Annotated in this window: 18 protein-coding genes; 16 read left to right on the top strand and 2 right to left on the bottom strand. The window is 46.4% G+C overall.

The window, feature by feature from the left end; genetic code table 11:
• Nucleotides 1-270 precede the first annotated feature (270 nt).
• From sugE to A3773_RS00205, 6 genes are all read left to right on the top strand, one after another.
• Nucleotides 271-588 carry a quaternary ammonium compound efflux SMR transporter SugE gene (gene sugE / locus A3773_RS00230; protein ID WP_067981509.1) on the top strand — a complete coding sequence of 106 codons (318 nt, stop codon included), beginning with the start codon at nucleotides 271-273 and terminating at the stop codon, nucleotides 586-588.
• A 50-nt stretch (nucleotides 589-638) separates the two neighbouring features.
• A complete protein-coding gene (locus tag A3773_RS00225) occupies nucleotides 639-1,388 on the top strand; it encodes an SDR family NAD(P)-dependent oxidoreductase (protein WP_197462688.1) in 750 nt (249 codons plus the stop codon).
• A gap of 205 nt (nucleotides 1,389-1,593) precedes the next feature.
• Nucleotides 1,594-2,067 (top strand): hypothetical protein, encoded by a 474-nt coding sequence (locus tag A3773_RS00220; protein WP_067981504.1) that lies wholly within the window; start codon nucleotides 1,594-1,596, stop codon nucleotides 2,065-2,067.
• A 75-nt stretch (nucleotides 2,068-2,142) separates the two neighbouring features.
• Nucleotides 2,143-2,817, top strand: a complete 675-nt coding sequence (locus A3773_RS00215; RefSeq protein ID WP_231902096.1) for a 2OG-Fe(II) oxygenase — start codon at nucleotides 2,143-2,145, stop codon at nucleotides 2,815-2,817.
• Nucleotides 2,818-3,731: 914 nt separating this feature from the next.
• On the top strand, nucleotides 3,732-5,717 hold the full coding sequence (locus A3773_RS00210) for a pyrroloquinoline quinone-dependent dehydrogenase (RefSeq protein ID WP_067981499.1): 1,986 nt from the start codon (nucleotides 3,732-3,734) through the stop codon (nucleotides 5,715-5,717).
• A 59-nt stretch (nucleotides 5,718-5,776) separates the two neighbouring features.
• Nucleotides 5,777-6,157, top strand: a complete 381-nt coding sequence (locus A3773_RS00205; RefSeq protein ID WP_067982642.1) for a c-type cytochrome — start codon at nucleotides 5,777-5,779, stop codon at nucleotides 6,155-6,157.
• A 271-nt stretch (nucleotides 6,158-6,428) separates the two neighbouring features.
• On the opposite strand, the gene metH is transcribed toward A3773_RS00205, so the two are convergent.
• Nucleotides 6,429-10,130 carry a methionine synthase gene (metH, locus tag A3773_RS00200; protein ID WP_067981497.1) on the bottom strand — a complete coding sequence of 1,234 codons (3,702 nt, stop codon included), beginning with the start codon at nucleotides 10,128-10,130 and terminating at the stop codon, nucleotides 6,429-6,431.
• A gap of 445 nt (nucleotides 10,131-10,575) precedes the next feature.
• Between metH and panD the strand changes: the two genes are divergently transcribed.
• The 3 genes from panD (at nucleotide 10,576) to A3773_RS00185 (ending at nucleotide 13,253) form a co-directional block, all read left to right on the top strand.
• Nucleotides 10,576-11,010: an aspartate 1-decarboxylase gene (gene panD / locus A3773_RS00195; protein ID WP_067981495.1), complete on the top strand. Its 435-nt coding sequence runs from the start codon at nucleotides 10,576-10,578 to the stop codon at nucleotides 11,008-11,010.
• A 216-nt stretch (nucleotides 11,011-11,226) separates the two neighbouring features.
• The gene (gene thrH / locus A3773_RS00190; RefSeq protein WP_067981493.1) at nucleotides 11,227-11,844 is read left to right on the top strand and encodes a bifunctional phosphoserine phosphatase/homoserine phosphotransferase ThrH; all 618 of its coding nucleotides are present in this window, start codon (nucleotides 11,227-11,229) and stop codon (nucleotides 11,842-11,844) included.
• A gap of 206 nt (nucleotides 11,845-12,050) precedes the next feature.
• Nucleotides 12,051-13,253: an HD-GYP domain-containing protein gene (locus A3773_RS00185; protein WP_067981491.1), complete on the top strand. Its 1,203-nt coding sequence runs from the start codon at nucleotides 12,051-12,053 to the stop codon at nucleotides 13,251-13,253.
• Between the two features lie 39 nt (nucleotides 13,254-13,292).
• Here A3773_RS00185 and pabB read toward each other — a convergent pair whose 3' ends face one another.
• On the bottom strand, nucleotides 13,293-14,651 hold the full coding sequence (pabB, locus tag A3773_RS00180) for an aminodeoxychorismate synthase component I (protein WP_067981489.1): 1,359 nt from the start codon (nucleotides 14,649-14,651) through the stop codon (nucleotides 13,293-13,295).
• 209 nt (nucleotides 14,652-14,860) lie between these two features.
• Here pabB and A3773_RS00175 point away from each other — a divergent pair, with 209 nt between their 5' ends.
• The 7 genes from A3773_RS00175 to A3773_RS00145 all read left to right on the top strand — a co-directional run bounded on the left by A3773_RS00175 (nucleotide 14,861) and on the right by A3773_RS00145 (nucleotide 23,948).
• Entirely contained in the window at nucleotides 14,861-15,727 is an 867-nt protein-coding gene (locus tag A3773_RS00175; protein WP_067981487.1) for an alpha/beta fold hydrolase, read from the top strand.
• Between the two features lie 142 nt (nucleotides 15,728-15,869).
• On the top strand, nucleotides 15,870-16,574 hold the full coding sequence (locus A3773_RS00170) for a GntR family transcriptional regulator (RefSeq protein ID WP_067981486.1): 705 nt from the start codon (nucleotides 15,870-15,872) through the stop codon (nucleotides 16,572-16,574).
• A gap of 1 nt (nucleotide 16,575) precedes the next feature.
• On the top strand, nucleotides 16,576-17,469 hold the full coding sequence (prpB, locus tag A3773_RS00165) for a methylisocitrate lyase (protein ID WP_067981484.1): 894 nt from the start codon (nucleotides 16,576-16,578) through the stop codon (nucleotides 17,467-17,469).
• Between the two features lie 81 nt (nucleotides 17,470-17,550).
• Complete coding sequence (prpC, locus tag A3773_RS00160) at nucleotides 17,551-18,678, top strand: bifunctional 2-methylcitrate synthase/citrate synthase (RefSeq protein WP_067981482.1); 1,128 nt, start codon at nucleotides 17,551-17,553, stop codon at nucleotides 18,676-18,678.
• 134 nt (nucleotides 18,679-18,812) lie between these two features.
• Entirely contained in the window at nucleotides 18,813-21,416 is a 2,604-nt protein-coding gene (acnD, locus tag A3773_RS00155) for a Fe/S-dependent 2-methylisocitrate dehydratase AcnD (protein ID WP_067981480.1), read from the top strand.
• Between the two features lie 251 nt (nucleotides 21,417-21,667).
• Nucleotides 21,668-22,849, top strand: a complete 1,182-nt coding sequence (prpF, locus tag A3773_RS00150) for a 2-methylaconitate cis-trans isomerase PrpF (protein WP_067981478.1) — start codon at nucleotides 21,668-21,670, stop codon at nucleotides 22,847-22,849.
• A 247-nt stretch (nucleotides 22,850-23,096) separates the two neighbouring features.
• Nucleotides 23,097-23,948, top strand: coding sequence for a BrxR family helix-turn-helix transcriptional regulator (locus tag A3773_RS00145; RefSeq protein ID WP_067981475.1), 852 nt, complete (start codon nucleotides 23,097-23,099; stop codon nucleotides 23,946-23,948).
• The last annotated feature ends 58 nt before the right edge of the window (nucleotides 23,949-24,006 follow it).

The following is a 24,006-nucleotide window of genomic DNA, read 5'->3' as shown; positions in this document are numbered from 1 at the left end:
TCTAAGCATAACAAACAAGTCCGAATATAGCCTTAATGGGGTGGAAAATTAATGATAGAAACCGATCAAGGGAAGTGGCGGGTGTGGCTTCGTTTGCCTCGGTTACTGCGCGGGGAGGTGTGACCCGATTTTTTGGGTCAGAATTGTGCTAGGTCAAGGCTTGTATTCGAGCCTAGGTTAGATTAAAACGTTAGCACATTATCAACGAAGTGGGGACGACCTCACCGCTCAACTATTAATGGGGACGACCCCGTACCATGAGGGGGTTGTATGCATTGGTTTATTTTAATTATTGCGGGGTTGCTTGAGATCGGTTGGGCCATTGGTCTGAAATATACCGACGGCTTTACCCGGTTGTGGCCCTCGATCGGAACCCTTCTTTTATTACTGGCAAGTTTTTTACTGTTAGCTTTTGCCATGAAGGCATTACCGGTGGGTACGGCGTATGCTGTCTGGGTTGGCATTGGTGCTATAGGGACGGCAATATTCGGTATTTTCCTCTTTGGTGAATCAACTGACCCGCTTAAATTACTTAGTCTCAGCCTTATTTTTATCGGGATAATTGGTTTAAAACTAGCCCATACCTAACCCACACCTAACCGATGTTGTTAGGTTCACGGCAAAAGGGAGACGTGAAATTGTCAGGTGAAAATAGTAAGCGAGTGGCACTTGTTACAGGCTCCACCTCGGGTATTGGCAAAGCGATAGCAGAGCAATTGGCCAACGATGGGTTTACGCTTGCGTTTCACTCGCGCGCTTCTGTGGATGAAGGGACGACGTTAGCGAACACTTATCGTGGCGCAACCTATACCCAAGCAGATCTATCGGATCAAACGCAAGCGGCCCATCTCATTCAGGATGTACTTGCTTTGCATGGCCGCTTGGATGTATTGATCAACAATGCCGGTATCAATGAAGTGATACCCCATAGTGCGCTTAAGGCGGCGACACCCGATGTGTGGCGGCAGCTTTATGAAGTGAATGTGATTGCACCATGGACCCTTATTGCCGAAGCGGAGAACGCTTTGCGTGAGGCGTCTCGTCCAGAGCAACCTAGCTGTGTGGTGAATATAAGTTCCCATGCAGGGGTGCGCCCTAAAGGGGCCTCTATTCCCTATGCAGCGAGTAAAGCCGCGTTAAATCATGTGACACAACTGCTCGCACTTAGCTTATCACCCGCGATTCGTGTAAATGCGGTCGCGCCGGGTTTAGTGGATACGCCCATGACTCAAGCGTGGGTCGAAGCACATCAGTTGTGGAAAGAAAGATCACCCATGGGGCGTGGCGCTAAACCAAGTGAAATTGCGCATATTGTGTCAATGCTTGTTGCCAGCAGTTACCTTACCGGCGAGATTATATTGTCTGATGGCGGTTTAAATCTGGTGTAAGGCGCTAAATAAGATAGCGTTTAAGCACCGATATACTGTAAAAAGGATCTACGTATTGGATGGATAGGTTTCGCTGCGGGAGAGGGAGCCTAGACAAAATCATCACGCCTTTGTTCTTAATCTCACCCTCCTCGGCGATATGGTACATTGATCGGTTGTGATTACATTTTTTGATGACACCTAACGTATACATTAAAGGAAACACATGTTTAAAAAACCTCTAAAGCTCGCGGGATCGTTTGCCCTTATTTTGATGGTGGCATTTGCCGTGGTTGGTATTGGGTTTAATCTTTATGCCTCTAAATACCTAGACGCTGCGACACCCTATTTAGAGCAGAATATGCCCGCTGTTGTCAGCTGGGATTTTGAGCGCTTAAAACCTTTGTTGACGCCTGAGTCACGGGCTGTATTTGAGACAGAGCAAGGTCAAAGAGTCTATAAAATGTTCTCAAAGCTGGGTAGATTAACGTCACTGGACGCGCCTAAATTTTTAAATGCTAAGGCGGGTGTGGCCCTCGATAAAGAGCCATACGAAGTTATCAATTTCTCTATATTAGGACATTTTGAGGCGGGGGATGCTGAAATCACTCTTACCTTAGTGACGGCGGGTGATAGTTATCAAATCGACTATATTAATATGGGATCAGATGCGTTTTTAGCGCCCCCATTGAGTGATTAATGGCGACGCTAACGTTAGTTGCTCGCTCGGTGAAGGGTATCCCTCTAATAATATGGCTTTGTAAAGGTAGATAACGTGGTAGCCCTAAGACAACGGCCCTCTATGGGTGGCGATAGCACCGGTGATGAAACACTGTTTGGCCTTATCGCGCAAGATATTGAAAAGCAAGGTTACAGCATTCGTCCGGGCGCATTGCCGGAAGAGTTGGCCAATGCTTTATTGCTCTATCAGCAAAACGTAGAAACTGAAAAGTTTAAACGTGCGGGTATTGGTAGGGGAGATGACTACCTAGAAAATAAATTTGTTCGTACGGATGAGATCTGCTGGATTACGGGTGAAACTGAGGTGGGTAAAGCGTGGCTAGACTGGTCCTCAGGTTTGCAAAGTTTCTTAAATCGCCGCTTATTTTTAGGTCTTTTTTCATTTGAAAGCCATTTTGCCCATTATGGCCCAGGTGATTACTACAAAAGACATTACGATGCCTTTAAAGGTGAAGCCAACCGAGTGTTATCTGTTGTCGTTTACTTTAATACGGGGTGGACCCATGAAGAGGGCGGCGCGTTAGTGCTCTATAAAGATGACGCCGATAAGGAAGGTGTTAAGGTGGTGCCATTGATGGGCACATTGGTTACTTTCTTGAGTGAAGAGTTTCCCCATGAAGTGCTGCCGGCAACCCGAGATCGTTACTCTATAGCGGGATGGTTTCGTGTTAATACATCAGCGACTGATAAAGTTGATCCACCCCTGTAGCGAACGGGCTTGGGCTGCTCAATACCTGTATACCTTATCTACTAGAAAAACCGAGCGGCTCCCTGTTCGGTTTTTTTGTTTTCTTGTCGTTGAGTTTGGAGGTTAGATAAGGCTGTCCTCTTTTTATTACCTTCGCTCGCGTCTTCCGTTTGCCAACCTATCTTGGTTTTATCTATTCCATTCTCTTTCGTCTTGCGGCGAAGGCTAGGGTTTTCTATATCGTGCCCGCTACTATTTAAAAGCTTTAGTGTGTTTTTATCTGTCTTTTTTATAGTAATAGAAAAGGAAATTTTCCTATAACACTTCTCTTGTTACTGGATATATTATGGATTTATAGAATCAGCTAAGGGGCAGTGAGACGTAAACGAGATGCAACTATTTTAATCTATTCGTGTTAGTTTTTTATTAGGGTTTATCGCTTCTGTTTTATAAAACAGGTTACGATTTGTTTTTAACCGTAGAGCGTCTTTTTTACCTAGAAATTAACCCGTTATTTTACATGTGTGTATTGTCTTGATGTCACTATTTTTAGTGGCTAGGGCCTCCTTATGCCCAGTGTTTATAACAAGTGGTTTAAGCAAGGCAGATGCAAAGTGCGTGCTCTGTTTTGTTCTTAACAATAAAGTAGATAAGTTCAGAATAACGATTATTTTTTAGCAATAAATTATCTGTTTTTTAATGGGTTGTTTTGCTTGCTGGTTTTAGGTTTTTAAAAGTGCGGTCTTAAACTGTTATTAATAAACGTAATACTTTCTTATGGAGGTATTTCTTAAGGTTATCGTTAGATGACTTTTTATTTAAAGGATAAGTTGGGAATGTTAGAGCTTCTAACGGTGCGTCCTGAATAACTTATTTTTTGAATGTTTAGTAAAAAACGATAAATAAAAATTAAAATAATATAAAGGAAGAGGCTAATGTATAAATATAAATTATTCAGCCCTAGAAAACTCGCCTTAGCCATTGCTGTCTCCAGTGTAGCGGCAAGCGGTATTTCGTACGCGGCAACGCAATCTAATTGGACCGAATACAATGGTGACAAAGCTGGATCTAAGTATTCAGAAGCACCGCTTGTGACGACAGAAAGCGTTAAGCATATGTCGGTCGCATGGGAATGGTCCATGCCAGATAATCAATTATGGAAAGATAATCCAGATCTTCGGACATGGATGAACCAAAGTACACCCTTAGCGGTTGATGGCATTATCTATTCCAGTTCACCTATGACGTTCGTCTCGGCCTTAGATGGCGAAACAGGTAAAACGTTATGGACGTTCGATCCTGAAGCGTACACCTTTGGCTCTCCACCAAATTTAGGCTTTATTAGTCGTGGTTTAACCTATTGGGAAGAGGGTAACGATAAACGGATCATCGTAGGTACTGCGGATGGTTACTTAATCGCACTGGATGCTAAAACCGGTAAGCCAATTAGGTCCTGGGGTGATAATGGACGTGCTGATTTGACCAAAGGTCTGCTGAAGGCGGTTGATCGCGCAAACATCTCCTTAACCTCGCCGCCGATCGTGTGTGGTAATCAGATTATTCCAAGTATGGCCGTGTTGGACTCTTTTGCCGTCGGTCGTGCGCCGATGCAAAGTCATCCAGCCGGGGATATTCAAGCGTTTGATATTAAAACCGGTAAGCGTTCTTGGGTGTTCCATAACCCTCCACAAAAGGGTGAAAAAGGGAATGAAAGCTGGGATACCGATGCGTGGAAACAAACCGGTGGCATGAATATGTGGGCGCGCCCAAGCTGTGATGAAGAAAGTGGTTTGGTGTACCTGCCGTTCTCGACACCGACCAATGACTTCTATGGTGGTGAGCGTCCCGGCGATGGTTTGTTTGGTGATTCGCTGGTTGCATTGAATGTTAAATCAGGAAAAATCGCTTGGTACTATCAGTTAGTACATCATGGACTGTGGGATTACGATATTCCAACAGCACCTAACTTAATGGATCTGACGGTTGATGGTAAGAAGATTAAAGCGGCAGTCCAAGTAACCAAGCAGGGCTTTATTTACGCGTTTGACCGTTTAAACGGTAAGCCTATCTGGCCAATTGAAGAGCGTGCCGTTCCTCAATCAACGGTAGAGGGTGAAAAATCGTCACCGACCCAGCCATTCCCAACTAAACCTGCACCTTTTGTTCAGCAGGGAGTGACGCAGGATGACCTGATTGACCTGACACCCGAGCTGAAAAAAGGCGCCATGAAAATCCTTAAACGTTATAACTATGGGGATCTATTCACACCGCCTACAACGTCTAAGGCCGGTACTCTGCAAGTGCCAGGTGTACTGGGTGGCGCAAGCTGGGTTGGGGCTGCTCACAACCCTAATAGCAACGTTCTTTATGTCAACTCCTTCACTATTCCGTTCGGTATTAAGCTGAAGAAAGAGAAATCATCAGCTTATAAATATACAGGTACGTGGGCCGGTGTAGGTGGTCCTAAAGGTTTACCCCTATTTAAACCACCGTTCTCGACCATGACCGCGATTGATATGAATACAGGTGAACACTTGTGGCGCATTCCGGCAGGTAAGGGGCCGGTGAATCATCCAGAGATTAAACACCTTAATCTTGGACGGGTCGGTGTGCCTCGCCAGAGTCACTTCACCTTGACGAAAGATGTGCTGTTTGTGGCACCTGAGGGTACTTATAGTGTCTTAGGTTTATCGACACGGGGTAACGCCTTGGTAGCGCAAGCCTCTCAGGAAGAGGAAGAGCCTTATATGTACGCCCATGATGCGAAAACCGGTAAGTTGATCTCTGAGATAAAACTACCCGGTGGCGTGTTTGGAGCACTGATGTCCTACAGTATTAACGGCAAACACTATGTGGTAATGCCAGTAGGTGGTGCGGGTACAGATGCCAAGCTTGTAGCTGTTCAAGTAGGCGGTCAGTAAGGCGGTGAGGGCTGGAATGCTATCGCTTTCAGCCCTCATTGATCGTGCTAAGTGAGTTTATGATGAAAAAAATAGTTTTTTACCTATCAATTATTGTTGCTGTCTTTAGTTTCAATGTGTCATTGGCGGGCGGAGTACCGGCATCGGATGGGGATTCGGATAATGAGCTTGTGGTGCCTATCGATTTAACGGATCCAGACGCGATTGAAGCGGGCAAAGGGACTTTTCATTCTACCTGTGCAGATTACTGTCATGGTCATGAGCCCGCCCTGTTTATTGGTCGGGGGGATGAGTTAGAGCCGCAGTATATTTATCAAACCATCTTTAACGGTGGTCAGGGTGCTACACCGATGCCTCCATGGGGCGAAGTGTTTAGCGAAGAGGAGATATGGGAGCTTGTCTCATATATCAAATTTTTAGGAACCATTGAGGAGTTGTAAGTTACCTATATTTTCCTGCATCTTCGCGAGCAGCATCTCCAGCGCTTACGAAGGTGCGTAAGGGGTCAGTGAGTAAGCGGCCCCTTGTTATTGCATCGTATTTCAGATTTTTCTCTGCATCTATCTTTTGAGCGCGTAACCCGCGCTCCTTTTTTTAGATCAGGGCCTCGTTTATCTCTCTTCACCTTTATCTCTATTTCTAAATGTTGGGCATAAAAAAACCGAACGCTTTCACGCTCGGCTTTATGTGGTTTGTTTAATGGGTCAGTGCTTAACCTTCTTCTGGCTCATAGCCTAAATTAGGTGATAACCAGCGTTCCGCTTCTTTCATCTCCATGCCTTTACGTTTGGCATAGCTTTCAACTTGGTCTTCACTGATTTTTGCGACCCCAAAATACTGAGAATCAGGATGGCTGTAGTAGAAGCCACTCACCGCTGCTGTCGGCAGCATGGCAAATGAATCCGTAATGGTCATGCCTGTGTTTTTCTCAACATCAAGCAGTTCCCAGAGTAGGCCTTTCTCGGTGTGTTCTGGGCAAGCAGGGTAGCCCGGTGCCGGACGGATCCCTTTATACTTTTCAGCAATGAGGTCGTCGTTCGTTAGGGTTTCATCCGCTGCGTAACCCCAAAGCTCTTTACGTACTTTGTCATGCATCATCTCTGCCAGCGCTTCGGCAAAACGGTCAGCAAGGGCTTTTACCATAATGGAGTTGTAATCATCATGGTCAGCTTCATAGATAGCGACCAGCTCATCACAGCCGTGACCAGCGGTCACCGCAAATGCGCCGAGGTAGTCTGCTTTGCCGCTCTCTTTAGGCGCGACAAAATCAGAGAGGCACATATGGGCTTTGCCTGCGATTTTCTCGGTTTGTTGACGCAGGTTGTGAATTCGCATCCGCACGTCTGAGCGGCTGTCATCGGTATACAGCTCAATATCATCGTGGTCGACGGTATTCGCCGGGAATAGGCCGACGACCGCTTTGGCGGTGAGTAGTTTTTCATCAATCAGCTTTTTCAGCATGACCTTGGCATCGGCAAAAAGCTTAGTGGCTTCTTCGCCGATGATTTCGTCATTGAGAATGCGCGGGTAACGGCCTGCAAGTTCCCATGCGTGGAAGAACGGCGTCCAATCTAAGTAAGGTTCAATCTCTTCTAGTGAGATATTATCGAAGACCGTAATCCCTTGTTTGATAGGAACCGGTGGGGTGTAGTTATCCCAATCAATTTTAAACTTATTAGCTCGCGCAGCTTTTAGGCTGACACGGCGTTTGTCGGTCATGCGTGCTGCATGACGTTGACGAACCGCTTCATATTCCTCTTGGATCTCTTTTACGTAAGCGGTTTTCTTTTCGTTTAATAGGTTAGAGACAACGTTAACCGCTCGGGATGCGTTGGTAACGTGGACCACTTGGTCACGTTTATAACCGCGATCAATTTTTACCGCTGTATGTGCTTTAGAGGTCGTTGCGCCACCAATAAGGAGTGGGATATCAAATCCTTGGCGCTCCATCTCTTTCGCTACGTGTACCATCTCATCAAGGGAGGGAGTGATCAGCCCTGATAATCCGATAATGTCGGCATTCTCTTCGCGCGCGGTACGGAGAATGGTTTCAGAGGAAACCATCACACCTAAGTCGATAATTTCATAGTTGTTACATTGCAGCACAACGCCAACAATGTTTTTACCTATATCGTGCACATCCCCTTTAACGGTAGCCAGTACCACTTTACCGTTGGTTTGGCTGGAACCGGTTTTTTCCTCTTCGATAAACGGCATCAGATAGGCAACGGCTTTCTTCATTACGCGCGCTGATTTTACAACCTGAGGCAGGAACATTTTTCCTGCACCGAAGAGATCACCTACGATACTCATGCCATCCATGAGAGGGCCTTCGATAACGTGCAGAGGGCGGTCATGGTTTTGGCGTGCTTCTTCGGTATCTTCTTCGATAAACTCAGTAATACCTTTAACGAGGGCGTGGGCTAAGCGTTCATTAACCTCTAAATTGCGCCACTCCTGTGTTTTTTCTTCGACCTCTACGCCATCGCCACGATATTTTTCGGCAATATCCAGTAAGCGCTCGGTGGAATCATCGCGTTTGTTCTGAATAACATCTTCAACCGCCAGACGCAGCTCTTCTGGTAGATCATCATAGATTGCCAGTTGGCCTGCGTTAACGATCCCCATATCCATCCCTTGTTGGATCGCGTGATAGAGGAAGACGCAGTGAATCGCTTCACGGACCGGGTTGTTACCACGGAAAGAGAAGGACACATTGGATACGCCGCCAGAGACTTTTGCGTGGGGAAGGTTCTTTTTGATCCATCCGGTCGCTTGAATAAAGTCTACAGCGTAGTTGTTATGCTCATCGATACCGGTTGCGACGGCAAAGATATTCGGGTCAAAGATAATATCTTCAGGCGGGAAACCCACTTCATCCACTAAAACACGGTAGGAGCGTTCGCATATATTGATTTTACGCTCATAGGTATCCGCTTGACCGTCTTCATCAAATGCCATGACGACCACGGCTGCACCATAGCGACGTAATTTGCGTGCTTGGTGGACAAAGTTATCATGGCCCTCTTTTAAGCTAATGGAGTTTACAATCCCTTTGCCTTGGATACATTGCAGACCGGCCTCGATGACCTCCCACTTGGAGGAGTCGATCATAATCGGTACACACGAGATATCAGGTTCGGAGGCAATTAGCTTAAGGAACCGATCCATGGCAGCAAGGGAATCAAGCATCCCTTCATCCATGTTGATATCAATAATCTGCGCACCGTTTTCAACCTGTTGGCGAGCAACGTCAAGCGCGGTTTCGTAGTCTTGCTCTTTAATTAAGCGTTTAAACATGGCTGAGCCGGTTACGTTTGTACGTTCCCCGACGTTTACAAATAAGGCGTCTGCGCCAATGTTCATTGGTTCAAGGCCGGATAGGCGGCACTCAATCGGTAGATCCGGTAGCACGCGAGGGGCTTCGACTTCGACCGCTTCCCTAATCGCTTTAATATGCTCAGGTGTAGTACCACAGCAACCGCCAATAATATTGAGGAAGCCTGCACGTGCCCATTCGCCGATCTCTTCTGCCATCTGCTCAGGTGTTTCATCATAAGCGCCAAACGCATTAGGTAAGCCAGCGTTTGGATGAGCGGAGACAAAGGTTTCAGAGATACGTGATAGCTCTTCTACGTATTGGCGCAGTTCTCTTGGCCCCAGCGCACAGTTCAGCCCGATAGAGATAGGTTTGGCATGGCGTACGGAGTTCCAGAAGGCTTCTGTTGTTTGGCCTGTTAATGTACGTCCAGACGCATCCGTGATCGTGCCAGAGATCATCACGGGGAGGCGAATCTCATGTTCTTCGAAATAGGTTTCAACTGCGTAGATACAGGCTTTAGCATTGAGCGTATCGAAGATGGTTTCGATCAAGATAATATCGGCGCCCCCCTCAATTAAGCCTGCAAGGGATTCGGTGTACGCATCGACCAGCTGCTTAAATGATACGTTACGAAACGCAGGGTCATTAACATCAGGTGAAATAGAACAGGTTCGGTTTGTTGGGCCGAGCACCCCCGCCACGTAGCGAGGGCGGTCAGGTGTTTCCTGAGTCATCTCGTCACAGGCTTGGCGTGCTAAACGGGCCGCTTCAACGTTGATCTCACGACTGATCGATTCCATCTCGTAATCGGCCATCGCAATCTGGGTCGCGTTAAAGGTGTTGGTTTCGATAATATCAGCGCCCGCGAGTAGATATTCACGGTGAATCGCTTTAATGATGTCAGGTTGGGAGAGGACTAATAGATCGTTATTCCCTTTAACGTCGACCTGCCAATCTGCAAAGCGCTCGCCGCGATAATCCTTTTCTTCCAATTTATAATCTTGGATCATGGTGCCCATACCGCCATCTAAAATCATGATGCGGTTTTTTAGGCTTTCCGAGAGCGTTTCATAAAGCGTTTTATCTGTCACAACAACATACCTGAATCAGCGACTAAAAATTTATAGGCCGCTATTGTAAATCAATTAGTTAAGAAAGGGAGTGAGGAAAGTTAATGTCTTGATGAACCCTGTTCAACTTGTGCTTTATTTTTACCGTAGACGGAATAATTTATCGGTGTTGGCCAAAAGAATAGGATCTACCCCCTTAAAATTTCTGCGGATGGTGGTAGAATGCGCGCACTTTGTGGTTTATCCGCACAAATAATGATCTGTTTGGTTAATATATTGAACATTTTTTAGTATTATGTGCGCCGCAACATAAATGGTTGTATAGCCATTGCGAGCAATAACACGTAGTTTGGATTAAATGATCCAGTTATGTGGTGTTTACGTGCTACCTATACACATGGGTGATAGGTAGCGAAAGGGGAAACCGGGGTAACTCGGTATAGATGAGCAAACGCAGGATTAGTCTATGCTGCAGACATTCTTAAAGTGCAAGCTACACCGTGTAACAGTCACTCACGCTGAGCTTCACTACGAAGGTTCATGTGCGATCGATGGTGTATTGCTTGATCAGTCAGGCATTCGTGAATATGAATTAATTCATATCTACAATGTTAATAATGGCGAACGCTTCAGTACGTATGCAATTCGTGCTGAAGATAATAGCGGAATTATTTCTGTGAATGGCGCAGCTGCGCACAAAGCAAGTAAGGGCGATTTGTTGATCGTTGCTTCCTACGTTCAATTGGACGAAAAAGAAGCCGACGCTCATCAACCAACGCTTTGCTACTTTGAAAATGCCAAAGCGGATGGCGGTGTTGGTGCTACAGATGAAGAACTTCATCAACGTAACGTACTAACAGGCGTTAAACAGGCTATACCTGTTCAACCTAAAGATATTTAATTAGATTTTCAAAGCCACCTACTCAGGTGGCTTTTTTATATAAATCCCGTTGATTACAACGGGTTTTTTTTGGATGTTAATAAGCACATCTGTCTTTATGGATAGGTGCAAGGCATTCTTGCAAGGCCGCGTGATAGCAGGTAAATTGGCGGCCAAGATTATGCTTTATTGCATCTGTTTAAATAAATACACCAATTAATTTAATAGGAGTCGCGTGTGGAACTCGCTTGTCTTGACCTTGAAGGGGTCCTAATCCCTGAAATCTGGATCGCTTTTGCCGAAGAAACCGGTATCGAAGCGTTAAAAGCCACTACCCGTGATATTCCTGATTACGATGAGTTGATGCAGCAACGCCTGCGTATTCTTGATGAACATGGCCTTACACTGCCACAGATTCAGGATACGATTAGTCGTTTATCTCCTTTAGAAGGGGCGGCTGAATTTGTTGATTGGTTGCGTGAGCGTTTCCAAGTGGTGATTTTGTCTGACACGTTCTACGAGTTTGCGCAGCCGCTTATGCGTCAACTGGGCTTCCCAACACTGCTATGTCATAAATTAGAAGTGAATGAAGACGGTCGTATTACGGATTACACGCTACGCCAGAAAGATCCAAAACGTCAGTCTGTTCGTGCATTCCAGTTATTGAATTACCGTGTGATTGCAGCGGGTGATTCGTATAATGATACAACCATGCTGACGCAAGCAGAGTCTGGTATTTTGTTCCATGCACCGGATAATGTTATCGCGGAGTTTCCTCAGTTTCCTGCGGTACATACTTACGAAGATCTTAAACAAGAGTTCCTTAAGGCAAGTAACCGTAACTTAAGCCTTTAACTCACACTCGCTGTTTAGCGAGGTCAGGTGAACCTGCATGTCTATTAAGGTTTAATTGCAGGTTCCCTTCCTTAAGCTTGTTCTATATCAATTTTGCACCATGTTTTTACTCTATAATGCAGGCTGTTTCCGTAATTGCTTGCGTTGTGATGCGCATTATTCTTCACTATTCTGATACTTACCCACTGATTAGGTTTTTTTAATTCATGCTCAAAGCAAAGATTCTGACGGCGTGTGCCGATTTGACCGACCAATTGTCCGGATGTTTTTGTGACGGATATGATCTTAGCTATGCGCAATGTAAGGGTGGAACATTTACGGCAGATTGTAATATTGCCATTATCGGTAGCGATCAGTTTCAATCGGTAGGCAAGGCGGATGCCGCCAACACGGGTGCGGATAAAAGCGATGTGGAAAATGCGATCCAATACTATGCGCATTTAGGTATTCCTGTCTTTTTAGCGTGGACCGATTCAAAGGATGATTTCCGAGAGTTAGCGCTTAAATTAGGTTGTACCGATTACCTTGCCCCGCCTTTTATCGAGTCCGTTGTAAATTCCAAATGCAAAACCTACTCAGGCCTTGCCAACCTTAGAAAGAATCTCTTCGTTGAACCCACAGGCGCTGTTGAGCGTTCTTCAGGTATAGGTGAGGGTGAGGTGAACCTCAACGATCTTCATACGGTGCAGGATGCGGCTATTTTATGCCTCGCAACTATTGCGCGGGTGAGGGATCATTCGACAGGCAACCATATTCTACGGACACAGCATTATGTCAAAGCGTTAGCTGAGCATTTACGGCGGAGTCCGGAATATTGTGATGAACTGGATGATGAAACGATTGAGCTTTTTTATAAAACCTCAGCGTTGCATGATATTGGCAAGGTGGGCATACCGGATCATATCTTAAAAAATCCGGGTGAACTTTCGCCCGAAGAGTATGAGATTATGAAAAGCCATGCGCGACTTGGTTACGAAGCGATGCACTCCGCTCAACAGTTAATCGAGCATCAATCCAGTAGCCGAACGATCCGTTTTCTTGCCATCGCCCAACAGGTGACATTGAGCCACCATGAGCGCTGGGATGGTGAAGGCTATCCTGAAGGTTTAAAAGGAAAAAGTATCCCATTGGTTGCGCGACTGATGGCTGTGGCTGATGTTTATGATGCGATGATCTCACGTCGTCCGTATAAAAATGCAATGGATCATGCTTATGTGAAAAATGTGATCGCGAAAGGGAGTGGCAGCCATTTTGACCCCAGTGTGGTTAACGCATTTTTGGATCTTGAAGATATGTTTGAGCGTATTTCGCACGCGTTAGAGGATGCTTTTCCGTCATCTGCCGAGATGACCTTACATTCCATTTCAGATCTGATGGGGGCTGATGATAGCGTGTCCTCACCGAGCTAAGCGTGCCCCTTATTAAGATCGCCTATAACGGGGTGTCTCTTAATGGGGTGTTTCTTTTGGCAGGGTCGCATGTAAGCAATTAAGTAGATTATTAACCTTATCAAAGGTCTCCTCGTACTCCATCTCGTTTACCGAGTCTGCCACAATCCCGCCGCCTGCCCAGCAATAGATATGATCGTCTTCACAGAGCAGTGTTCTGATGGTAATACTGGTGTCCATCCTTCCGCACAAACTTATATAGCCAATCGAGCCGCAATAGATGGTGCGACGATGGGGCTCTAGTGATTCAATAATTTCCATCGCACGTATTTTTGGCGCCCCAGTGATCGAGCCGCCAGGGAAACAGTGTGCCAGTAAGGAGATCGGTGTGTGTTGCGGGCTTAAGGTGCCGGTCACGGTGCTTACTTTGTGATGAACGTTGGCATAACTTTCGATTGAAAAGAGTTTAGGGACTTTTACGCTGTTATGGGTGCAGACCTTACTGAGGTCATTGCGTAACAGGTCGACGATCATCAAGTTTTCTGCACGGTCTTTAACTGAATCCACCAGTGCTTGCTTCAAACGTTGATCCTCTTCGGGAGAATCGGAGCGCGGACGTGTACCTTTAATCGGTTTTGTCGTGACCTGCTGCATTTTGACTTCCAGAAACTGCTCTGGCGAGAGTGACAAAATAGGCGAGTGGTCTGAGTCTATAAAGGCAGAATAGGGGGTCGGTGCAACCTCCCTTAGTGCTTTGTACGCGTGCCAAGGGTCTCCGGTAAATTGGCTATCAAAGCGTTGGGCAAAATTAACTTGATAACAGTCACCCGCATGGATCAGCTCGTTAACCTGAGCTAACTTATCTTTATACTCTGGTGCGCTAAGGTTGGCGCTAAAAGGACGGGTCAACGTAAAGGGATCAGATTCCGCTGTGGCTGCGTTTGGAGCGGTGTCTGCTAACAGTGCCTCAAGGGTTGTTAATAGCGTCGCATCAACTTGGGCATCTGCCACTAGCCGTGTTGTTTGTGTTTTATGGTCCGTGACTATGGCCCATAAATACATGCCTACGCGCATATCGGGAAGCGTAGAAAAGTGCTCAGCCAGGGTGGGCATCTTTTCAATCGATCTGCCTAAATCATAGGAAAAGTGGCCGATGATCCCCCCTTGAAAGGGCAGATCTTCCATCTCTTTATGATCTGTTTTGTATTTGCTGTAAAGCCGTTCGAGTTGGGCAAACGCATCGGGGGTATCGGCGTTTAACTCTAAACGTTCCACCGGTGCTGCGGCAATGATGTCATAGCGTCCCCAGGGGCACTTTGGCCGCCCACTGTCGAGAAACACCGCATGGCCTAAAGGGCGCACAGTTTCAAAGTAAGGTTGGCTGTCAGCCAAATACGGAAGTGGGCGTTGAATAATCAAAGAATCAGCTTAAATAGCAAGTTACAAAAGTAGGGGTAGATTGTAAGTAACCGGATAGTCACTGTCTATGAAAGTCTCATTAATTGCATTGCTACCAAAGATTGTCGACAAAATGCTTAACCCGAGGTGGGATTAGGCTAAAATACAGTAGATACAGTGGTAGGCTTAAATTTTACGTATTGAATAAGTTAAAGAAGAGAACGCAGTTAATGAAACATCCTTTTACGGTAGAGCAACGTGAATTTCATCTTCCCGATCAGCATATTGTTTACCGACTGTATCGTAACCCTAAGATTAAAAGTAACCGCCGCTTAGTTTTACTGCATGGGGCAGGCGTCGCCGGTGAGGATACCTGGTCGTTTATTATTGCCTTCTTAACCCAATGGTCAGAAGTACTCGTCCCTGACCAGCGAGGGATGGGTGATACCCATTATCCCGACGGTAACGAGCACCCTTATACGGCGCAAGAGCTGGTCGGCGACCTTAATGCGTTGGTTGATCATCTGTGCTGGTGGACCTTTGATTTAGGTGGCTACTCTATGGGGGGCTTAGTGGCGCTTCTATTTAAGCAGCAGCACTCAGACCGTGTAGAGAAACAGTATTTATTAGAATCTGCCGTGTTGGATCGTCCTTGTTGGGAAACAACCATCGATTTGAGGCAGCAGTTTTCCCAAGCCGCCGTTCACTTGCGCGGTGCGGCTGATATCAAGAAGGGGATCGTAAACTTTTTGGATGCGATCTCTCCCAACCGTAAAATCTCGCCTGAAGTCGAAGCGTTAACTATTCAGCGGTTAGGGTTAAGGCCTGAAGGGTTCGCGAATGCACTGGATTGTGTAACGACCGCCATCAAGCAACTGGACCGTGATAGCTTGGTTGCTTCTCAGGGGGATGTAAGTAGTGTGATTGGGGGTAACAGTGTTGAATTAATGCATCAGTATCAACGGGAACTCGCTGAGCGTTTACCTAATTGGCACTACTTTTTGATGGTAGGTACAGACCACTCGTTACCGTTTCAGAAGCCGCGCCAGATCGCCCGGATAATGAATGACGAGTTGCTGCGTTATATGGATAAATAGAAATATTCAAATAAGGGGGTAAAACCCTTAAACTTTTGTATTGTGTTGACAATAATTGGGCGTTTTCGTGTTGACTGCGTTATTTGGCGGTAGTATCGTGGCTTCAGTTCGAGATTGTCGACAATTTATAATGTGAGTTGTGATGACAGAAACGATAAGTAGTAAAATGTTTCAATCTAAAACACGTACCTTGGCTGATAGCGTTTGCGAACAAATTGTAACCGCAATCGTAATAGGGGAGATTCCTCCCGGCCAAAAAATTAGTGAGCCTGAGCTTGCTAAGACTTACGGCATTAGCCGAGGCCCTTTACGTGAAGCAATGCGTAAATTGGAAGCCTTAAGGTTGGTTGAGCGTAAGCCGCATATAGGTGCCCGTGTTGTTAATCTGTCGGCAAAAGAGCTGATCGAAATCTATCGAGTCAGAGAAGCCCTAGAAGGAATGGCTTGTCGCTTAGCAGCAGAGAATATGCCGCAAGATGAGATTGATAGTTTACGAGACCTGCTTGATGAACATGAACAGAGCATCGATCAACTTGATGGGCGCTCTTATTTTCAAAAAGAGGGTGATTTAGATTTTCATTACCGAATTGTTAACGGCAGCAAAAATGCAAAGCTGTTGGAATTTCTCGGTGGCGATCTCTACCACCTTGTAAGAATGTATCGATATCAGTTCAGTGTCTCTAGCTCCAGACCAAAACGCGCACTAAAAGAGCATCGCCAGATCATAGACGCTATTGAGTCCCGTGATCCCGAATTGGCAGAAATGCTTATGCGTCGTCATATTGGAGCAGCCCGCAAAAATGTGGAAGAGAAGCTGAATGCAGCGACCGAATCCAGAGGGGAATAACATGTCTAAACACCTATCTGCAGGTGCACGTTTTCGTAAAGCGCTAGCTGAAGCTAGCCCATTACAGATTGTAGGTACGACTAATGCTTATCACGCGATGATGGCGGAACGCGTTGGTCATAAAGCTATTTACTTATCTGGCGGCGGTGTTGCTAATGCATCCTACGGTCTTCCTGATTTAGGTATGACATCAATGAACGACGTACTTGAAGATGTACGCCGTATTAGCAGCGCTGTTGAAACGCCGCTTCTCGTTGATATTGATACGGGGTGGGGTGGTGCGTTTAACATTGCTCGTACCATTAAAGAGATGACAAAAGCGGGCGCAGCCGCTGTGCATTTGGAAGATCAGATTGCACAAAAACGTTGCGGACACCGTCCTAATAAAGAGATCGTTTCACTAGAAGAGATGGTCGATCGTGTTAAAGCGGCTGTTGACGCTAAAACAGATGACGACTTCTTTATCATTGCGCGTACCGATGCATTCCAAATGGAAGGTCTTAACGCTGCGGTTGAACGTGCACAAGCCTGCCTAGAAGCGGGTGCGGATGGTATCTTCGCTGAAGCGGTTCACACATTAGATGATTACAAAGCCTTCTCTAAAGGGATCAACGGCGCTCATCTATTGGCTAACATTACTGAGTTTGGCGCGACACCGTTGTTCAATAAAGACGAACTCGCGGAAACCGGCTCAACGATGGTGCTTTATCCTCTGTCTGCATTCCGTGCGGCCAATAAAGCAGCACTTAATGTGTATGAAGCACTCCTACGTGACGGCGATCAAAAAGCAGTTGTCGACACAATGCAAACACGTATGGAACTATACGATTTCTTGAACTACCACGATTTCGAACAGAAATTAGATGGTCTGTTTGCTGAAGGCAAAAATAAGTAAGTAGGCGAGTTTGACGGTTAATAATTTTAAATTAGTAACGAGCAGGCCGCTAGAGCCTGCCTTATATAACAGGAGCACAATATGGTAGATAAAAAACTTAGCGGCGCGGGTCTGCGAGGACAATCCGCTGGTGAAACCGCACTGTGCACTGTAGGTCAAACCGGCGCTGGTCTAACCTACCGTGGCTACGATATTAAAGAACTGGCTGACAAAGCGCAGTTTGAAGAAGTTGCTTATCTGCTGCTTTACGGGAAATTGCCTAATCAGGCAGAACTGGATGCCTATAAAGCAAAACTAAAGGGCATGCGTGCGCTGCCTGACGCGCTAAAAATCGTTCTAGAACAGATTCCTGCTGACGCCCATCCTATGGATGTTATGCGTACAGGTTGCTCTATGCTGGGTAATCTAGAAACCGAAAAAGACTTTTCAGAACAGCATGATCATATCGATCGTATGTTGGCGACGTTCCCAGGCATTATTAACTACTGGTATAACTTCAGCCACAAAGGCAAGCGTATCAATGTAGAGACCGACGCTGATTCCATCGGTGAACAGTTCTTATGGACGCTACATGATAAAAAGCCTGAGCCTCTTCATGTTGATGTTATGCACGCCTCGTTGATTCTTTATGCCGAGCATGAATTCAATGCCTCTACGTTTACCGCACGGGTCTGTGCTTCAACGCTGTCGGATATTCACAGCTGTGTTACCGCAGCGATCGGTTCCCTACGTGGCCCACTGCATGGTGGTGCTAACGAAGCAGCCATGGCGATGATTGAAAACTGGCGTTCGGCGGATGAAGCGGAAGCTGAAGTCATGGGTATGCTGGCGCGTAAAGATAAAATTATGGGATTTGGACACGCGATATACCGTGAATCAGACCCCCGTAATGCGATCATCAAAGAGTGGTCTAAGAAGCTATCTGAGCAAGTGGGCGATCAATACCTATACGCCGTATCTGAGCGTGTTGAAGCGGTTATGTGGCGCGAGAAGAAACTGTTTTGTAATGCTGACTTCTTCCATGCGTCCGCTTACCACTTTATGGGTATCCCTACTGAGTTGTTCACACCTATCTTTGTGTGTTCACGTGTAGCGGGTTGGACAGCCCATGCGATGGAGCAGCGTGCTAACAACCGTATTATCCGCCCAAGTGCAGATTACACCGGCCCTGAAAGTGCCGAGTGGGTTGCTATCGAAGATCGCGACTAAGCGATCGGGTTTGGCGGCCAGCCCTTGAACAGCCGCTAAATCATTTTTAAATTTTTAGATAAGGGGAGCGGGCTTTGCGCGTTTAATATGCCTGCTTCGCCTCTCTGAGCCATACTTGATGGAGTTCAGACCTAATGAATACTGAATACCGTAAGCCCTTACCGGGTACTGATCTTGATTACTTTGATACGCGTGCCGCGATCGAAGCGATCCAGCCGGGCGCCTATGCAAAGCTACCTTACACCTCTCGCGTATTAGCGGAGCAGTTGGTACGCCGTTGTGAACCTGATGCCTTAACTGACTCACTAAAACAAATTATTGAGTTTAAGCGTGACCTTGATTTCCCATGGTATCCAGCCCGTGTTGTTTGTCATGATATTTTGGGGCAAACCGCACTGGTGGATTTAGCTGGCCTTCGTGATGCGATTGCAGAACAAGGCGGAGATCCCGCTAAAGTAAACCCTGTTGTGCCTACACAGTTGATTGTGGACCACTCACTTGCTGTTGAAGCGGCGGGTTTTGATCCCGATGCTTTCGAAAAAAACCGTGCGATTGAAGACCGTCGTAACGAAGACCGTTTTCACTTTATCGAATGGACAAAAACAGCCTTTGAAAATGTCGATGTGATTCCTGCGGGTAACGGCATCATGCATCAGATTAACTTGGAGAAGATGTCTCCGGTTATTCAGGCACGTGATGGCGTAGCTTTTCCTGATACCTGTGTTGGTACCGATTCCCATACACCGCATGTTGATGCATTAGGTGTTGTCGCGATCGGTGTCGGTGGTCTTGAAGCCGAAACCGTTATGCTTGGCCTACCGTCTATGATGCGCCTACCAGATATTATTGGCGTAAAACTAACAGGTAAGCGCCAGCCGGGTATTACCGCTACAGATATTGTTTTAGCGATTACTGAATTCTTGCGTAACGAAAAAGTGGTATCGTCTTACCTAGAGTTTTTTGGTGACGGTGCAAAAGAGCTGACCATTGGTGACCGTGCAACGATCTCCAATATGACACCTGAGTTTGGTGCCTCAGCGGGTATGTTCTACATTGATGAACAAACCATCGATTACTTAAAATTGACCGGTCGTGAGCCAGAGCAAGTTGAACTGGTTGAAAAGTACGCTAAATTAACCGGCCTATGGGCGGACGATCTAGAAAACGTTGAATATGAACGTGTGCTTGAGTTTGACCTGTCCACCGTGTGCCGTAATATGGCTGGCCCATCCAACCCTCATCGTCGCTTGCCTACCGCTGATCTTGAATCCCGTGGTATTGCTGTACATTTAGATGAAGCGCTTGAAGAGGAAGCCGAAGGCTTAATGCCCGATGGTGCCGTGATCATTGCCGCCATTACCTCGTGCACTAACACCTCTAACCCACGCAACGTTATTGCGGCGGGGCTAATTGCTAAAAAAGCCAATGAGCTGGGCTTAGTGCGTAAGCCTTGGGTTAAATCCTCGTTTGCGCCCGGCTCTAAAGTTGCCAAGCTTTATTTAGAAGAAGCGGGTCTGCTCTCCGAGATGGAGAAGCTAGGTTTCGGTATTGTTGCTTACGCGTGTACAACCTGTAACGGTATGTCCGGCGCACTGGATCCAAAAATCCAACAAGAGATTATCGATCGCGACCTTTATGCTACTGCCGTACTGTCCGGTAACCGTAACTTTGATGGGCGTATCCACCCGTATGCGAAGCAAGCTTTCCTCGCATCGCCACCCTTAGTTGTTGCGTATGCAATTGCGGGTACAGTTCGTTTCGATATTGAGAAAGACGTTCTAGGTAAAGATAAAGAGGGTAACCCAATTACCCTAAAAGATATCTGGCCAAGTGATGAAGAGATCGATGCATTGGTAGCTACATGCGTTAAACCTGAGCAGTTCAAGCAGGTTTACATCCCAATGTTTGACTTAGGCGCGCGTGAACAAGCGAAGAGCCCACTATACGATTGGCGTCCAATGTCGACCTATATTCGTCGACCTCCTTACTGGGAAGGCGCACTCGCAGGCGAGCGCACCATGAAAGGTATGCGTCCGTTAGCGGTACTCGGCGATAACATCACAACCGATCATTTATCACCGTCCAACGCCATTCAAGCGTCCAGTGCGGCCGGTGAATACTGTGCCAAAATGGGACTGCCTGAAGAGGACTTTAACTCCTACGCAACGCACCGTGGTGATCACTTAACCGCGCAGCGTGCGACCTTCGCTAACCCTAAACTGCTTAACGAAATGTGCCGTGATGAAAACGGTGAGGTTAAACAGGGATCGCTTGCGCGCATTGAGCCTGAAGGTAAAGAGAGCCGCATGTGGGAAGCGATTGAAACCTACATGGAGCGTAAACAACCGCTAATTATCGTTGCTGGCGCTGACTACGGTCAGGGGTCTTCACGCGATTGGGCAGCCAAAGGTGTACGTTTAGCGGGTGTTGAAGCGATCATGGCTGAAGGCTTTGAGCGTATCCACCGTACTAACCTTGTGGGCATGGGTGTCTTGCCATTGCAGTTTAAAGAGGGCGAAACACGTCATACCTATAATATCGATGGTACTGAAACCTTTGATGTTGAGGGTGAACTATCACCCCGTGCAGAATTGACGGTTGTTATTCATCGTACCAATGGTGAAACGGTTAAAGTGCCTGTGATCTGTCGTTTAGATACGGCCGCAGAAGTACATGTTTATAACGCCGGTGGTGTATTGCAACGCTTTGCTCAAGACTTCCTTGAAGAGAGCGCTTAAGTTATTCGCATAAACACCTGATAGGTGCAGCGTTTAGATAGGGTTAGTTGATAGGTTTTTATTAACTAACCCGTTAATTTAACACGCTGCACCCGTCATCATCGAGATGACTAATAGTTAAGATCATTTACTAACAATAACTGGCCAGAGTAGAGACTCCATTAGAGAGTAGGAACGTTATTGTTACTAAATGTTTTTCATCATCGCGGGTGCAGTAAAGCCCCTGCATAGTTTTTACAGGTTTAAATCATATGGCAGCGCATGTACCTCAGATTAAAATCCCTGCAACCTACATCCGGGGCGGCACAAGTAAAGGTGTTTTCTTCCGTCGACAAGACCTGCCTGAAGTCGCACAAGTGCCGGGTAAGGCGCGCGATAATATTCTACTGCGCGTGATCGGCAGCCCAGACCCTTATGGTAAACAGACCGACGGTATGGGGGGAGCAACCTCAAGTACCAGTAAAACGGTTATTTTGGATAAAAGCAGCCAGCCCGATCACGACGTTGACTATCTGTTTGGTCAAGTAGCGATCGACAAAGCTTTTGTTGATTGGAGTGGTAACTGCGGTAACTTAACCGCTGCCGTGGGTGCATTCGCCATCAGTGGTGGGTTAGTTGAGGCTGACCGTATTCCTGAAAATGGTATGTGTGTCGTGCGTATTTGGCAGGCAAATATCAAAAAAACCATTATTGCCCATGTGCCTATCACTAATGGTGAAGTACAAGAAACGGGTGACTTTGAGCTGGATGGTGTTACATTCCCAGCGGCTGAAGTTGCCGTAGAGTTCATGGACCCTGCCGATGGCGAAGGATCCATGTTCCCTACAGGTAATCTCGTTGATGACCTTGAAGTGCCAGGCGTAGGTACCTTTAAAGCGACCATGATCAATGCCGGTATCCCCACTATCTTCCTCAACGCTGAAGAGATTGGCTATACCGGAACTGAACTGCAAGATGCCATCAATGGTGATCCAGCGGCCTTAGAGCGTTTTGAAACGATCCGTGCCCACGGCGCCATGCGTATGGGACTGATCAACGACCTATCAGAAGCGGCTGCCCGTCAACATACCCCTAAAGTTGCTTTCTGTGCACCCGCTAAAGCGTACGTTTCTTCAAGTGGTAAACAGCTCACTGAAAACGATATAGACCTTGTTGTTCGCGCACTCTCTATGGGCAAACTGCATCACGCGATGATGGGAACCGCCGCCGTTGCCATCGGTACAGCCGCCGCCATCCCAGGTACGCTCGTAAATATTGCGGCCGGTGGAGGAGAGCGTACCGCCGTCACCTTTGGTCACCCATCGGGCTCCTTAAAAGTAGGTGCTGAAGCAAAATTAGTGGATGGAGAATGGACTGCGACAAAAGCCATCATGAGCCGCAGTGCACGCGTATTAATGGAAGGCTGGGTAAGAATACCGGGTGATTCCTTCTAATCTCTGGAGAATGCCACGTGATGCCGAGGCATTTTTTAGATTTATAGATCTAACTGGATCTGAGAGTTGAAGAACGCCGCGTAGATTGGTTTCCCTATCAGGATCAATCTGCAGTTCTTCTTTGAGCCTTATGTGTAAACATAAGGCTTTTTTTTGTTTAGTATTACTGGCATTAGTTTGAAAATTTGATTGCTTAATGATTATTAAGTTATAACGCTATTCAACTGGGCATAGAGATAGGACGTGTATGGATACACAAGAGCATATTGAAACTAGTTTTCAAGAGAGAGAATGTTTTCTTATTATTGAAAACTTTGCCTTATGGGAGGGAAGGGTTAATACAACCTATCTACGGAATATTTTAGGTGTTAGTCGTCAAAAAGCATCGGACTTATTTGCCCTTTACCAGCACTTGCATCCAGAAAACCTACATTATGACGCTTCTCTTAGAGGGCATGTTCCCACGGATGAATTTTCACCTTATTACGCTTCTGGGCATATAGATGATTATAGCCAGCTGCTTTATCGCAGCGGGCATCCAGAGTACCTGTCTATTTTTGAGACAGGTTTTTGTTACTTAGAAGCGCCCTTACGTAATATCTCTCCTAAATTAGTCCAACCTATTATGCGGGCGATTCGCGACAAGCTACGTATAGATATTGGGTATACGTCTCTAAGTAGTCCTGAATATGAATCTCGCATTATCTCACCTCATTGTTTAGTCTTTGATGGTATCCGCTGGCACGTTCGTGCGCATTGTGGAAAAAGTCATGAGTTTCGCGATTTCGTACTCTCACGTTTTAATGGCGAGGCCGAATTTGAAGGCCCTGCATCATGCGCCGCCGAGCAAGACGAGCGGTGGAACACGTGGCTAGACCTAATTATCCAACCAGATCCAAGGCTTACCCCTCAAAAGCGTAGGTTGTTAGAACTGGATTACCAAATGGAAAATGGTCAGCGTGTCATCCCCGTGCGTGCGGCATTGGTTATGTATCTGATTCAGCGCCTACGGCTTGATCACTACGATAAAACGCCTGAAGCCCAGCAGATCATTATAGAGCCTGAATGCCTCAAGCGTGTTTCATACTACCTGCCTTAAAAAACGACATGTGTTTTTAACCAGCATTGTTGGATTTATATAAACAAGGTTGAATAAG

The organism is Neptuniibacter pectenicola, from assembly GCF_001597735.1.
In the GTDB taxonomy this organism is placed as follows: domain Bacteria; phylum Pseudomonadota; class Gammaproteobacteria; order Pseudomonadales; family Balneatricaceae; genus Neptuniibacter; species Neptuniibacter pectenicola.
The sequence above is the reverse complement of the archived record's forward strand: the minus strand, read 5'-3'. Positions and strand labels throughout refer to the sequence as shown.

Excerpts from the sequence above, each read along its gene's own strand:
- A3773_RS00185 (WP_067981491.1), top strand. The coding sequence starts at position 12,051 with ATGCTCAAAGCAAAGATTCTGACGGCGTGTGCCGATTTGACCGACCAA.
- acnD (WP_067981480.1), top strand. The coding sequence starts at position 18,813 with ATGAATACTGAATACCGTAAGCCCTTACCGGGTACTGATCTTGATTAC.
- sugE (WP_067981509.1), top strand. The coding sequence starts at position 271 with ATGCATTGGTTTATTTTAATTATTGCGGGGTTGCTTGAGATCGGTTGG.
- panD (WP_067981495.1), top strand. The coding sequence starts at position 10,576 with ATGCTGCAGACATTCTTAAAGTGCAAGCTACACCGTGTAACAGTCACT.
- A3773_RS00175 (WP_067981487.1), top strand. The coding sequence starts at position 14,861 with ATGAAACATCCTTTTACGGTAGAGCAACGTGAATTTCATCTTCCCGAT.
- A3773_RS00145 (WP_067981475.1), top strand. The coding sequence starts at position 23,097 with ATGGATACACAAGAGCATATTGAAACTAGTTTTCAAGAGAGAGAATGT.
- A3773_RS00210 (WP_067981499.1), top strand. The coding sequence starts at position 3,732 with ATGTATAAATATAAATTATTCAGCCCTAGAAAACTCGCCTTAGCCATT.
- A3773_RS00170 (WP_067981486.1), top strand. The coding sequence starts at position 15,870 with ATGACAGAAACGATAAGTAGTAAAATGTTTCAATCTAAAACACGTACC.
- A3773_RS00205 (WP_067982642.1), top strand. The coding sequence starts at position 5,777 with ATGATGAAAAAAATAGTTTTTTACCTATCAATTATTGTTGCTGTCTTT.
- A3773_RS00220 (WP_067981504.1), top strand. The coding sequence starts at position 1,594 with ATGTTTAAAAAACCTCTAAAGCTCGCGGGATCGTTTGCCCTTATTTTG.
- prpB (WP_067981484.1), top strand. The coding sequence starts at position 16,576 with ATGTCTAAACACCTATCTGCAGGTGCACGTTTTCGTAAAGCGCTAGCT.
- prpF (WP_067981478.1), top strand. The coding sequence starts at position 21,668 with ATGGCAGCGCATGTACCTCAGATTAAAATCCCTGCAACCTACATCCGG.
- prpC (WP_067981482.1), top strand. The coding sequence starts at position 17,551 with ATGGTAGATAAAAAACTTAGCGGCGCGGGTCTGCGAGGACAATCCGCT.